General features: G+C 65.4%; 10 protein-coding genes. 2 read left to right on the top strand and 8 right to left on the bottom strand.

What is annotated here, in order from left to right; translation table 11 throughout:
* Positions 1-186 precede the first annotated feature (186 nt).
* Both ASR47_RS23310 and ASR47_RS23305 read left to right on the top strand, forming a co-directional pair.
* Positions 187-2,046: a M1 family metallopeptidase gene (locus tag ASR47_RS23310; protein ID WP_065310170.1), complete on the top strand. Its 1,860-nt coding sequence runs from the start codon at positions 187-189 to the stop codon at positions 2,044-2,046.
* 20 nt (positions 2,047-2,066) lie between these two features.
* The gene (locus ASR47_RS23305) at positions 2,067-3,716 is read left to right on the top strand and encodes a serine hydrolase (RefSeq protein ID WP_065310169.1); all 1,650 of its coding nucleotides are present in this window, start codon (positions 2,067-2,069) and stop codon (positions 3,714-3,716) included.
* A 323-nt stretch (positions 3,717-4,039) separates the two neighbouring features.
* Here ASR47_RS23305 and ASR47_RS23300 read toward each other — a convergent pair whose 3' ends face one another.
* From ASR47_RS23300 to ASR47_RS23265, 8 genes are read right to left on the bottom strand one after another with little or no spacing between them, the layout of a single operon-like run.
* Positions 4,040-4,861 (bottom strand): class I SAM-dependent methyltransferase, encoded by an 822-nt coding sequence (locus tag ASR47_RS23300; protein WP_065310323.1) that lies wholly within the window; start codon positions 4,859-4,861, stop codon positions 4,040-4,042.
* Between the two features lie 38 nt (positions 4,862-4,899).
* Positions 4,900-5,679 carry a spermine/spermidine synthase domain-containing protein gene (locus ASR47_RS23295; RefSeq protein WP_065310168.1) on the bottom strand — a complete coding sequence of 260 codons (780 nt, stop codon included), beginning with the start codon at positions 5,677-5,679 and terminating at the stop codon, positions 4,900-4,902.
* Positions 5,676-6,995: a sensor histidine kinase gene (locus ASR47_RS23290; RefSeq protein ID WP_245714453.1), complete on the bottom strand. Its 1,320-nt coding sequence runs from the start codon at positions 6,993-6,995 to the stop codon at positions 5,676-5,678. Before ASR47_RS23290 ends, ASR47_RS23295 begins: the two co-directional genes overlap by 4 nt.
* Before the next feature lie 14 nt (positions 6,996-7,009).
* Positions 7,010-8,344 (bottom strand): sigma-54-dependent transcriptional regulator, encoded by a 1,335-nt coding sequence (locus ASR47_RS23285; RefSeq protein WP_065310166.1) that lies wholly within the window; start codon positions 8,342-8,344, stop codon positions 7,010-7,012.
* Positions 8,345-8,361: 17 nt separating this feature from the next.
* Complete coding sequence (locus ASR47_RS23280; RefSeq protein ID WP_065310165.1) at positions 8,362-9,600, bottom strand: ABC transporter permease; 1,239 nt, start codon at positions 9,598-9,600, stop codon at positions 8,362-8,364.
* A 28-nt stretch (positions 9,601-9,628) separates the two neighbouring features.
* Positions 9,629-10,951 (bottom strand): ABC transporter permease, encoded by a 1,323-nt coding sequence (locus ASR47_RS23275; protein ID WP_065310164.1) that lies wholly within the window; start codon positions 10,949-10,951, stop codon positions 9,629-9,631.
* Between the two features lie 9 nt (positions 10,952-10,960).
* Positions 10,961-11,674, bottom strand: coding sequence for an ABC transporter ATP-binding protein (locus tag ASR47_RS23270; RefSeq protein ID WP_065310163.1), 714 nt, complete (start codon positions 11,672-11,674; stop codon positions 10,961-10,963).
* Positions 11,675-11,706: 32 nt separating this feature from the next.
* The gene (locus ASR47_RS23265) at positions 11,707-12,972 is read right to left on the bottom strand and encodes an efflux RND transporter periplasmic adaptor subunit (protein WP_065310322.1); all 1,266 of its coding nucleotides are present in this window, start codon (positions 12,970-12,972) and stop codon (positions 11,707-11,709) included.
* Positions 12,973-13,118: the final 146 nt, after the last annotated feature.

Raw genomic sequence — 13,118 nt, 5'->3', positions numbered from 1 at the left:
ATTGGCCTGTGCGGGCGACTGGAGGCTAATCCGTTTTGCCGGTGTGCTGCTGGCGCTGGGACGCTAACCTGACGGCATCACGGCCTGCCCGGCGCTTTTTTCTGCCAGCCCCTGCCGGAAGTGCTATTCTGCGCGACGCCCCGGCCACCATGTTGGGGCCTTTCGCAAATCATTCAAAAGACGACCATGCAAACGATGACTTTCCTGCGCGCCCTGGGCTGTGCATTGCTGTGCCAGGCCAGCCTGGCCGCGCAAGCCGATCCCTTGAGCTATGCGCGCTATGACCAGGTGCGCACGCGCGACCTGCAGCTGGACCTGAAGGCGGACTTCACGCAAAAGACCCTGTCCGGCTACGCCGAGCTGACCCTGAAATGGATAGACCCGGCCGCGCGCACGCTGGTGCTCGATACGCGCGATCTGGCGATCGCCAAGGTGCAGGTGCGGGACAGTCGCGGCGCCTGGCAGATGGCGCCGTTCCAGCTCGACGCCGCCGACGCCGAAAAGGGCCAGGCGCTGCGCATCACCACCACCGGCCAGCCGGAAAAAGTGCGCGTGTACTACCACACGGCGCCGGGCGCCATCGCGCTGCAGTGGCTCACGCCGCAGCAGACCATGTCGGGCAAGCTGCCCTTCATGTTCAGCCAGTCGCAAAGCATCAACGCGCGTTCGTGGGTGCCGTCGCAAGATACGCCGGCCGTGCGCTTTACCTACAGCGCGCGCATCGAGGCGCCCGCCGGCATGCGCGTGGTGATGAGCGCCGAGAATGACGAAAAAGCCACCGGCAAAGGCGGCTGGACCTTCCGCATGCCGCAGCCGATTCCGTCCTACCTGCTGGCGATCGCGATCGGCGAGCTGGAAGTGCGCAAACTCGGTCCGCGCTCTGCCGTGTATGCCGAGCCGCCGCGCATCAAGGCCGCCCAATACGAGCTGGCCGACACCGAGAAAATGATCAAGGCGGCCGAGTCGCTGTATGGCCCGTATCGCTGGGGGCGCTATGACATGATCGTGCTGCCGCCGTCCTTCCCCTATGGCGGCATGGAAAACCCGCGCCTGACCTTTCTGACGCCGACCATGATCGCCGGCGACCGCAGCCTGGTCGACCTGATCGCGCATGAACTGGCGCACTCGTGGTCGGGCAACCTGGTCACCAACGCCTCGTGGAAGCACATGTGGCTCAACGAAGGCTTTACCACCTATGTGACCACCCGCATCGTCGAGCAGCTGTATGGCAGCGAGGTGGCGCAGATGGGCGTGCAGGTCGACCAGGAAGAACTGGCCGCGGCGATCAAGGAACTGCCGGCCGCGAAAACGGCGCTCGTCACGCGCGACGCCGACGCCAATCCCGCCGAGACCTATACCGACGACGGCATCATCTACCCGAAGGGCGCCTGGTTTTTGGCCACCATGGAGCAGCGCGCCGGGCGCAAGGTATTCGATACCTTCCTGCGCGGCTGGTTCGACCAGCATGCCTTCCAGAGCGTGACGACCGACCAGTTCATCGCCTACCTGCGCAAGAACCTGCTGGCACAGCATCCCGAGGTGATGCCGGAAGCCGAATTGAACGCATGGCTGTACGGCGTCAAAGTGCCGGCCGGCGCCAAACCGGTGGTGTCGCCGCGCCTGGCGCTGCTCGACCAGCACCGCGATGCGTGGTTGCAGGGCGCGCTGTCGACCAAGGAGCTGGGCATGGACAAATGGATCGCCATCGAATCGATGCATTTTTTGAACGATATCAACGGCCGCGCCAGCGCCGCGCAACTGCGCGAGCTCGACCAGGTGTATGGCGTGGGCAAGAGCGGCAACAATGAAGTGGCCTACCGCTTTTACCTGGCCTCGGTCAATGCCGGCCACGACGTCAGCGCGCCGCTGCAAGCCTTTCTGATGAGCGTGGGCCGCCAGAAGTTCGTGGTGCCGCTGTATGGCGCGCTGATGAAGACGCCGCAGGGCCAGCAGTGGGCGAAAGACGTGTACGCCAAGGCGCGCGAACGCTACCACCCGGTGACACAGGAAAGCGTCGACAGATTGATGGCCGCACAAATACCTTGAACCCCATTCGGAACCTGATCATGACCTCCAAGTATTGCTTGAACACCGTTGCCGCCGCCCTTGTGCTGGCGTTTTCCAGCGCCGCCTTGCCGGCGCTGGCCGCCGATCCTGCCGCCGCCGCGCCTGTCGCGATGGCGGCACCCGTGCCTGCGTTTGACCTGGCAAACGATGTCAACCGCGCCCTGAAAACGTTCGACGTGCCCGGCATCGCGATCGCCATCGTCAAGGATGGCAAGGTGATCGCCGCCACCGGTTTCGGCGTGCGCAAGCTGGGCGAAGCGGCGCCCGTCGACGGCAAGACCCTGTTCGAGGTGGCGTCGAACTCGAAGGGCTTTACGGCCGCCGCGCTGGCCATGCTGGTCGACGAAGGCAAGCTGGCCTGGGATGATCCGGTCACCAAGCACCTGCCCGGCTTCCAGATGCACGACTCGTATGTGACGGGCGAGATGACCATCCGCGACCTGCTGACCCACAGGAGTGGCCTGGGCCTGGGCGCGGGTGACTTGCTGTGGTGGCCGACCACCACATTTACCACCGACGAGATCATCGAAAAGTTGCGCCATATTCCCCTGGCCACCAGTTTTCGCGCCAGCTATGCCTACGACAACCTGTTGTACATCGTGGCCGGCAAGATCATCGCCGAGAAAACCGGCAAGAGCTGGGGCCAGGCCATGCACGAGCGCATCCTGGCGCCGCTGGGCATGACCGGCACCACCACCAGCCTGGCCGAAAACGCGGGCAATCCCGATGTGGCCAGCGCGCACAGCAAGATCAATGGCAAGGTCGCCGCCGTCAAGTCGATGCCGGTGCCGAACGCGGTGGGCGCGGTCGGCATCAACACCAATGCGGAAGATATCGCCAAATGGATGATGGCGCTGCTCGACGGCGGCAAGATCGCCGGTGTGCAAGGCAAGGACGGCAAGGAAGCGCGCCTGTTCAGCGAAAAGCAGGCCAACGAAATGTGGACGGCGCAGACCCCGGTCAAGATCGGCGAGCCGAAACCGGCGCTGGCCGCGACCAAGCCGAACTTCAGCGCCTATGGCCTGGGTTTTCAGCTGCGCGACTACCAGGGCATGAAGGTGGCCATGCACGGCGGCGCGCTGCAGGGTTTTTATTCGCGCGTGCTGATGGTGCCGCAGGCGAAACTGGGCGTGGCGATCCTGACCAACGCGGAAAACGGTGGCTCGATGACGGCGCTGCAGTGGCGCATCGTCGACCATTACCTCAACGCCCAGCCGTCGGACTGGATCGCGCTGGTGTCCAAGGTGGAGCAGGACATGCATGCGGAAGAAGTGAAAAAGCAGGGCCAGGCGTCGACCGCGCGCGCCGCCAAGTCGCAGCCCTCGCTGCCGCTGGCCAGCTATGACGGCGAGTATGAAGACGCCTGGTACGGCAAGGTGGTGATCGCGCCGCAGGGCAAGAAGCACATCCTGAGCTTTACGCGCACGCCGGACCTGACCGGTGAACTCGAACACTGGCAGCACGACACCTTTATCGTGCGCTGGAAGGAACGCAACTTCAACGCCGACGCCTATGTGACGTTTTCGCTCAAGCCTGACGGCAGCATCGACCGCGTGAAGATGGAGCCGGTCTCGGAAGAAACCGACTTCAGCTACGACTTCCAGGATTTGAACCTGGTGCCGGTCAAGGCCAGGGAAGAGAAGAAGTAACAGGCAATACAAAAAGGCCACCGCGAGGTGTAGTGCCGTTCAGTTAAGCTGTCCGACGCATTTAAATGCGTAAGGCGTAAAAACGTAAAAATGGCGGGCCGGAGACGCGAGCCCGAGAAAATGCCGATGGCGGCGTTGCAGCTCCTCGTCGTACATGCGTACTGTCTTCGTCGCTGCGCCTTGCCCTCGACATTTTTCAGGCTCGCTTGGCCCGGTGCGCCTGTGCGGGCGACTGGGGTTTTAATTCGTTTTGCAGGTTTACTCGTAGCGCAGGGGCACTAACTGGACGGAGTTACACCGCGAGGTGGCCTTCCGCATGGTGATTATGGTTTGACGAATTTCAAGGTCATGCGGTCGCTCTCGCCGATCGCTTCATATTTGGCGCGGTCCACGTCCTTGTTGCCATAGGTGGGCGGCAGCGCCCAGACGCCGCCTTCGTGGTCGGCCTTGTCTTTCGGGTTGGCGTTGATCTCCGACTTGCCGGCCAGCTTGAAGCCGGCGTTTTCGGCCAGCTTGATCACATACGCTTCGTGGATGTAGCCGGTGCTGGCCTTGGCGTCCTGCATCTTGTTGGCCGGCAGGCGGTGTTCGACGACGCCGAACACGCCGCCCGGTTTCAGGCTGTCATAGACCTGGCCAAACAGCACTTTCAAACCCTCGTCGCCGACCGGTATCCAGTTATGGATATTGCGGAAGGTCAGCACCATGTCGGCCGTGCCTTTGGGGGCGATGCGGTAGGTGGTCGGTGGCGCAAAGGCGCCGATTTCCACCTTGTCGAAGGCGGCCGGGTTGGCGTCGAGTTTTTGCTGGAAACGGGCGGCGCTGCGGCGCGCGCCTTCGCTGCCTTGCGGGTCGCTGCCGGCGGCAATCAGCTTGCCCTGTTCGCGCAAGTAGGGCGCCAGGATCTCGGTGTACCAGCCGCCGCCGGGCGCCAGTTCGACCACCGTCATGCCCGGCTTGATGCCGAAAAAGGTCAAGGTTTCATACGGATGGCGCGCGCCATCGCGCGCCACGTTGGCAGGCGTGCGCGCGCTGCCGGCAATCGCCGCCTTCAGGGCCGCGTCGCCGCTGTCAGCTGCCACTGCCGCGCCGCCACCGAACGCCATTGCCGCGCCCAGGGCGGCAGCCAGGAATACTCGCTTCATCGTCATCTCGTGCTCCATGTTTGTTAAGGAAAAAGATTTTACTGCTGGTCCAGCATCCACTGCTTCAAGCCGTTGACCCAGTTCTTGGCTGGCAGATTGACTTGTTTTTTGATTGCCGCCGCGCGTTCGTACAGTTCGCTGAAGTCAAGCACAGGCGACTTTTTGAACGCCAGCACGACGATGTTTTCGTCTTCCGGTTCCGGCACCCACACCACGGCGTCGAATACCAGCTCCATCGCCTGCAGGTTCTTGTCGTAGTTGGGAAAGTCGCCGAACACATTGGTGCACATGATGCCGTCGTCCGCCAGGCAGTCGAAACAGGCTTGATAGAACTCCGGCGTGTCGAGCACGGGGCCGCGCGCTTCCTCGTCGTACAGGTCGACCTGCAGCACGTCGACCTTGCCATGGTTGCTTTTGTCGAGCACGAAGTCGAGCGCGTTCATTTCACGCACGTCCAGGCGATCGTCGTTCGGCGGCAGCGCGAACTGGGCGCCGCAGATGGCGATCACGTTCGGGTTCAGTTCGACCGCCGTCACGCTGGCGTCGGGAAAGCGGCGGTAGCTGAACTTGGTCAGCGCGGCGCTGCCCAGGCCCAGTTGCACGATGCGTTTCGGGTCCGGCTTGAACAGCATCCACATCATCATCATCTGCACGTATTCGAGCTCGATGGCGTCCGGTTTGTCCAGGCGCATGGCGCCCTGCACCCATTTGGTCCCCAGGTGCATGTAGCGGATGCCGCGGTGCTGCGTGATGGTGGCCGGCGGATGGCCGGGTTGTGTAAAGGCGGCGTTGGTGTTGGAGGTAAATTCGATCGTCATGACGCCAGTGTAGCAGCCGGCAGTATGATGACCACGGCCAGGCCGCCGCCGTCGCGGTTCGACAGGCTGATGCGCCCGCCATGGGCTTCGGCGATTTCGCGCGCCAGCGCCAGCCCCAGGCCGGTGCCGCTGCGCTTGGTGGAGTAAAACGGCACCAGCGCGTTTTCCAGCACGGCGCCGCTCATGCCCGGGCCCCGGTCGCGCACTTCGATGCGCAGCATGCCCTGCGCCAGGCTCACGTGCAGGCCGATCTGCTGCGGTGGCGAGCCCGACTCAAGCGCATTTTTCAGCAGGTTCAGCAGCGCCTGCTGCAGCTGCGCCGCATCGAACAGGGCCGGCTGGGCGGGCGGCTCGCAGTCCAGCGTGAAGACTGCCTGCGCGGCCAGGCTGTCGAGGAATGGTTGCCAGGCGCAACTGGCCAGGCGCGGCGCGGGCAGCTTGGCGAAGCGCGCATAGCCGAGGATAAAACTCTCCAGGTGGCGCGTGCGCTCCTCGATGGTGGCGAGGATTTGCGGCAGGCGTTCGGTCTGGCCGCGCCGCACCAGTTCCGCACCCGAATGGGCCAGCGAGGCCAGCGGCGCGAGCGAATTGTTCAGCTCATGGCTGATCACGCGGATAACTTTTTTCCAGGTCTGCACTTCCTGGCGCCGCAGTTCCAGTGTCAGCTGGCGCAGCAGCAGCAGCTGGTGACGGCGTCCGTTCAGGCTGAAACTGCGCCGCGCCAGGTGGTACACCTCTTCCTGTTCGCCTTCGCCACTAGTAAACAAGCCGTCATTGCCGCGCGCCAGCGCTTCGGCCAGCGCCGGCGCGTTCTCATCCACGATGTCGGCCAGGTGGCGGCCTTCGAGCCGGCGGCCGTGGTGCAGCAGCTGGCGCGCGGCCAGGTTGGCGTAGACGATGGCGCTGCCTTCGGCCACCAGCAGCATGGCCACAGGCGTGTTCTGCACCATGGTGTCGAGCAGCAGTTCGCGCTGCACCAGGTCCAGGCGCTGCTTGCGCAGCACGTCGCCCAGCGCGTTGTGGGCCGCCACCAGGTCGGCCAGCTCATCGTTCTGCGGCCAGCGCAGGCTGAAACCGAAGTCGCCATCCTGGTAGCTGGTGACGGTGCCCGACAAGGCGCGAAACAGCGACAGCATCGCTTGCAGCTGGGCGCGGATGGTGATGATGGCCACCGGCAGCACGCACAGCAGGGTGGCGCCCAGCACCAGCAGCGGCTGGCCCGGCAAATAATGCGCCAGCAGCAGGGCGATGGCCACGCCCAGCACCAGCAGGGTGGCCACCAGCGCCGTCCAGCGCGTCAGCAGAGAGAGGCGCATGGTTGTGGCCGCCATCAGCCGCGCGCGATGCCCAGGCGCTCCATGCGGCGGTACAGGGCCTGGCGCGACAGGCCCAGTTCCTGCGCCGCCTGCGCCACCACGCCATGGGCGCGCGCCAGCGCCTCGGCCACGCTGTCGCGGTCCGGCTCCAGCACCGCCGACGGCGCGATGGCTGCGGCCGGCAAACCCAGCTCGGGCGCGTGGATCACGCTGCCGGCGGTGAGCAGGCTGGCGCGCTGCATGACGTTCTTCAGTTCGCGCACATTGCCGGGCCAGCCGTGCGCCAGCAGCGCCGCCTGCGCCTGCGCGTCCAGGGTTTTGTCGCTGCCCAGGAAATGGCGCGCCAGCACCAGGATATCCGCCGGGCGCTGCGCCAGCGGCGGCAGCCGCAGCTCGATCACGTTGAGGCGGTAGAACAGGTCTTCGCGGAAGGTGCCGGCCTTGATCATCGCCGGCAGGTCGGCGTTGCTGGCGCTGATGATACGCACCTTGACCTGCCGCTCACGGTTCGAACCCAGGCGCTCGAAGCGGCCCGTTTCAAGCACGCGCAGCAGCTTCATTTGTCCTGCCAGCGGCAGGTTGCCGATCTCGTCGAGGAACAGGGTACCGCCGTCGGCCGCGTCGAACTTGCCGTCGCGCGCGCGCGCCGAGCCGGTATAGGCGCCCGCTTCGGCGCCGAACAGTTCGGCCTCGATCAGGTCGACCGGCACGGCGCCGCAATTGAGCACCACGAAGGGGCCGGCCGCCACCAGCGAATTGGCCTGCACGATGGCGGCGATGCATTCCTTGCCGCTGCCGTTCGGGCCGGAGATCAGCACCGGCACGTCGGCGCGCGCCACCTGGCAGGCCAGATGCACCACGCGCTCGGTGGCCGGGTCCTGCCACACCATGCCGCGCAAATCAAACGCGTCTTGCAGCGCATGGCGCTGGCGCTGTTCGGCCACCACGCGCGCGCGCAAGGCGCGGTTGGCCTGGCCCAGTTCGAGCAGGTTGCGCACGCTGGCCACCAGGCGCCGGTCGTCCCAGGGCTTGGCCAGGTAGTCGGCCGCGCCCGATCTGATCAGGTCGACCGCCGCGTCGAGCTGGGTCCAGGCGGTGAGCAAAATCACCGGCAGGTCGGGGTGGCGCGCGCGGATCGCGTGGAACAGCGCGGCGCCTTCCTCGCCCGAGGTGGTGTCGGCCGAAAAGTTCATGTCCTGCACCACCAGGTCTACGCAATGGCGTTCGAGCAGCGCCAGACCCTCTTCGGGCGTGGCGGCGCTCAGGGCGTCGATCTCGTGCAGGGAAAACAGCACTTCGAGCGCGATCGCCACGGCGGCGTGGTCGTCAATAATCAGTACGGTAGGCATGGCCGCAGCATAACATTTCAGGTGCTGCGGGTGGCGGTGGCCGGCGAAATGCTGGCCGCGCGCCAGGCCGGGCCGTACACCGCACCCACCCCCAGCAGCCAGAACACCAGCGCGCCGGCCAGCAGGTAGCCCGGTGGCAGGCGCGCCATTTCCAGCTGGCTGACCAGCAGGTGGTTCAGGCCCAGCGCCAGCAGCACGCCAGCGGCCACGCCGACGCTGGTGATCATGAAATTCTCGGTCAGGAAATAGCGCAGGATATCGATGCGCCGCGCGCCCAGTGCGCGCCGCACGCCGATCTGCTTCTTGCGCTGCGTTACCCACAGGCTGGCGATGCCGACGATGCCGCTGGCGGTCACCAGCAACAGCAGCATCGACACGGCGATCAGCATCCACGACAGGCCCTGCTCGGCCCGGTAGCGCGCCTTGCGATGCTGTTCCAGGGTGTCGGTGGTGACCAGCAGCCGGTCCGTGCTGGACGTGCGGATGGCCTGCTGCGCCTCCTGCATCAGGCGGTCACGCTGGCCCGGTTCGGCCCGCACGGCGTAGATCAGCAGGCCGCGCCCGCCGGTCAGGCGCGCCGGCAGCAGGGACGAATACTCGCCGCGCGGCTTGGACTGCGCGCTCTGGGTTTGCAGCCGCTCGACGACGCCCACCACGCGCAGTTGCGGGTCGTCCGAGCCGGTGCCCTGGTACAGCATCCTGCCGACAAAGCTGGCCTCGCCAGGCCAGATCTTCTGCGCCGCCGCCCGCGTCAGTATCAGCACCTTGGGCGAGCTCTCGTCGACGTCTTCATTGATCTCGGGCACCTCGTCGGGCCGGAAATCGCGCCCTTCGACCAATTGCAGGCCATACGTCCTGATCAGCGAATCGGGACTGACATAGGTGGATACTTCGGCGCTGGCCGCGGCTTGGTCACGCTTGGCGTACATGCTGGTGATGTGGCCGGAGCGCGACAGCACCGCCTGTGACGTTTGCGCCACCGACATCACGCCCGGCAGTGCGCGCAGCAGCGCCGCCTGGCGCTTCTGTTCGGCCAGCTGGCGCTCATGGCTGCCGCGGTTGAGGTTCTGGATATTGACGTAAAAAATATCGCTTTCAGCGGCCACGCCGGTGGGCCGCGCGGCCACGGCCTGGCGCAGATTGACGATGTGCAGGGCGTTGGCCAGGATGGCCAGGCTGATCGCGACCTGCACCGCCACCAGGACGGCGCCGGTTTTGCTGCGCATCAGCGCCGACAGGATGGGACGAATTTCCATGCTGGACCTCATGTTGGGGAAAAGGGTGTCATTGGGATTTGAGCTGGATCGCCGGCGTCACCTGGCAGGCGCGCCAGGTGGGCAGCAGGCCGGCCACCAGGGCGGCCAGCACCGACATCGCAAACGTCAGCAGCAGCATCGGTATGTCCATGTGCGCGACCGTGCCCAGGTCCTCGGACTGCTGGCTGACCACGGCCAGCGCGCCAAACGCCAGCAGCAGGCCCAGCACGCCGCCGGCCAGGCCGATGACGCTGGTCTCGATCAGGAACTGGCTGAAGATGTCGCGCCGGGTGGCGCCCAGCGCGCGGCGGATGCCCACCTCGGAGGCGCGCACGGAAAATTTCGCCAGCAACAGGCCGATGGTGTTGACCAGGCATAGCAGCAGGAAGCCGAACGCCAGCCAGGCCGCCAGCTTGTTGTCGTTGTCGACCACCTGCAAAAAGCCCATCCATTCGTTCAGGTCGTACAGGCGGTTCGGCGCGTTGCGCTTCATGCGCCCCAGCTTGCGCTGTTCGCCGGCATAGGCGTCCAGGTACTGTTGCAACTGGCCACGCTCGCCGCTGCTGGCCATCTCGAACCAGAACTGCAGCCAGGTGCAGCCCGAGGCCAGCCTGCCCTGGTAGCCCGGTGCGTTATTGTCGCCGTTGCAGCTCATGCCGCCATCGTGCTCGGTCTCGTGGCGGATCGCGCTGGCGAACGGCATGAAGAACTCATCCTCCGGGCCGAAGGCGCCCTTGGTGCCGATAATGTGATGGGCGCGCGGCACCACGTCCCAGGTCGCCAGCACGCCGGTCACCAGATAGGGACGGCCCAGCACCGTCACGCGCTGGCCGACCGGATTGGCGCTGCCGACCAGCTTCTCGGACAGCGCGCGGCTGAGCACGATCACGTCGGCGCCGCTGGCGTCATCGGCCTCGCTCCACGGCTGGCCGTACAGGAAGGGCGGCTCGAACATCGCAAAGAAGTCGCGCGTGGGCGCCATGCCCTGGGCATTGAAGACGCCGAGATCCTTGCGCATGGGCTCGACCGGGCCGGCCACGCCGTACATCACGGCGCGGCGCACGCCGATTTTGCTGCGCATGAAATTCTGCGCGTCGATATAGCTGATTTGCGACTGCGAAAAGCTGGGCTTTTCACCGGGGACATAGCCTTTCAGGGGCAGGATGTCAATCATCGGCACGAACAGGCGGTCGCTCTTGTGCGGCAGCGGGTCGCCCGACATGGCGTGCAGGATGGTGACGGTCGACACGCTGGCGGCCACGCCGACGGCCAGGGTCAGTATCATCAGCGCGGTCAGGGCGCGGTTGCGGCGCAGGCTGCGCAGGCCCAGCTTGAAATAGTATTCGAACATGGCCGCTCCTCAGGCAGTGGCGGGGTGGCGTGCGCCGGCGAGCGAGGCGCCGTGCTGCACCAGGTCCGACACCTGGCCGTCGATGATGTGCACATTGCGCTGGCTGCGCAGCGCCAGTTCCGGATCGTGCGTGACCATCAGGATGGTGGTGCCTTGCGCATTGATTTCTTCGAGCAGCTCCATCACGCCGCGCGCCATCTGCGTGTCGAGGTTGCCGGTCGGTTCATCGGCCAGCAGCAGCTTGGGCGAGCCGGCCAGCGCGCGCGCGATCGCCACGCGCTGCTGCTGGCCGCCCGACAGCTCGGCCGGATAATGCTTCATGCGCGAGGCCAGGCCAACCTTGGCCAGCGCTTCCTCGATGCGCTCGCGGCGCTCGGCGCGGTTGAAGCCGCGGTAGCGCAGCGGCACGTCGACATTGTCGAACAGCGACAGGTCGGGAATCAGATTGAAGCCCTGGAAGATGAAGCCCAGCTTTTCATTGCGCAGGCGCGAGCGGGCGTTGTCGTCCATGCCCTGGACGTTGACGCCGTCGAGGATGTACTGGCCGTCGGTGAATTCTTCGAGCAGGCCGGCGATATTGAGAAAGCTGGTCTTGCCGGAACCCGAAGGGCCGGTGACGGTGACGAATTCGCCCTGTTGCACATGGATGTCGAAGCCGCGCAGGGCGTGGGTTTCGATCATGTGGGTGCGGTAGACTTTGCTCAGGTTGTGCATGCGCAGCATGGGGAGCCTCTTGTAGAAGTTAAAGAATAATGTCAGTTGAGCGAGACGCGCGCGGCGTTCTCGAAGTGTTCGGTGCCGGCGACCACCACCTTGTCGCCCTGCTGCAGGCCGCCGAGGATCTCGACCGCCGACACGCTGGTCGCGCCCAGTTTGATCGGCGTGCGCTGCGCCACGCCGTCGCGCACGACGTAGGCAAAGCGGCCGCCCTCGGCCTCGACAAACGAGCCGCGCGCCAGCATCAGCACGCCCGGTTTTTCATCGATCAGGAGGCGCGCCGAGACGCGCTGGTTCTGGCGCAGGCCGGCCGGCTGTTCGCCGTCGAAACGCACGCGCGCCAGGACCTGGTTTTTCACCACTTCCGGCGACAGCGCCGACAGCTTGCCGGTCGCCTTGATCACGCCCGTTTCGATCTCGGCGCGCATGCCCAGGCCCATGTCGGCCACATAGGTCTCGGGCACCTCCAGTTCGACTTCCAGTTGCGACAGGTCGACCAGCGTCATCAGGGCGGTATTGGCTTGCACCACGCTGCGGTTGGCCACCGACAGGGTGCCGATAAAGCCGTTCACGGGGGCGCGCACGGTCAGCTCGTCGACGCGGCGCCGGGCGTTGTCGCGGCTGAGGCGCTGGCGTTCGAGTTCATTGGTTTTGGTCTTCAAAGCCAGTGCCACGTCTTCGCTTTCCAGGCCCGCCGCCTGCGAAGCATGCTTGCTGCGGATAGCGGCGGAATTGAGGGCGTCCTTCGCCTTTTGATAATCGATCTTGGCGATGATGCCCACCTGCGCCACGCTTTCATAGCGCTCCAGCGTGCGCTGCGCCGACAGGCGGTCGATTTCGGCCGTATCGGCTTCGCGCCGCGCCAGCAGTTTCTGTTTCTTGGCCAGGATCTGCTGGCGCGCCACTTCCGCTTCGAGCTGCTGCACGCTCGACTGTTCGCGCTTGAGCGCGTCGGACAGGTCGGGCGATTCGAGCACGGCCAGGATGTCGCCCTTTTTTACCGTGTCGCCGGCCTTGGCCGTCAATGTGACGGTGGCCACCGTGGTCGAATACAGGGTGGGGCTGATCGAGGCCACCACGCGGCCGGTGACGGCGGCGTCGCGCACCAGGGTGCCGCGCGTCACTTCGGCGATGCGCAGCCGGCTGGCGTTGACCGAGTGCTCGCTGCCGCGCCAGCTGTGCAAGGCGGCCCAGGCGCAGGCCAGCAAGGCCACGCTGCCGGCGGCGATCAGCAGGCGGCGCCTGGCAAACTGGCCTTTGGGGGCGGCGATAACGGCGTCTTGTTGGGAAGTGTCGCGGATCATGGCAATCACAAGGAAAGGAATGATGACTGTATTGCACGAAACGTGCCAGTGTTTAAGTCCTTGATTTGCCTGGGTTGTGGCGGTGCTGTCCGCTGTCCGCGCGTGTCCGCGGTGTCCACGCTCACGCTGGCCGGACACGCTTTGAT

Origin of the sequence: Janthinobacterium psychrotolerans (assembly GCF_001677885.1) — a bacterium.
In the GTDB taxonomy this organism is placed as follows: Bacteria; Pseudomonadota; Gammaproteobacteria; order Burkholderiales; family Burkholderiaceae_D; genus Janthinobacterium; species Janthinobacterium psychrotolerans.
The sequence above is the reverse complement of the archived record's forward strand: the minus strand, read 5'-3'. Positions and strand labels throughout refer to the sequence as shown.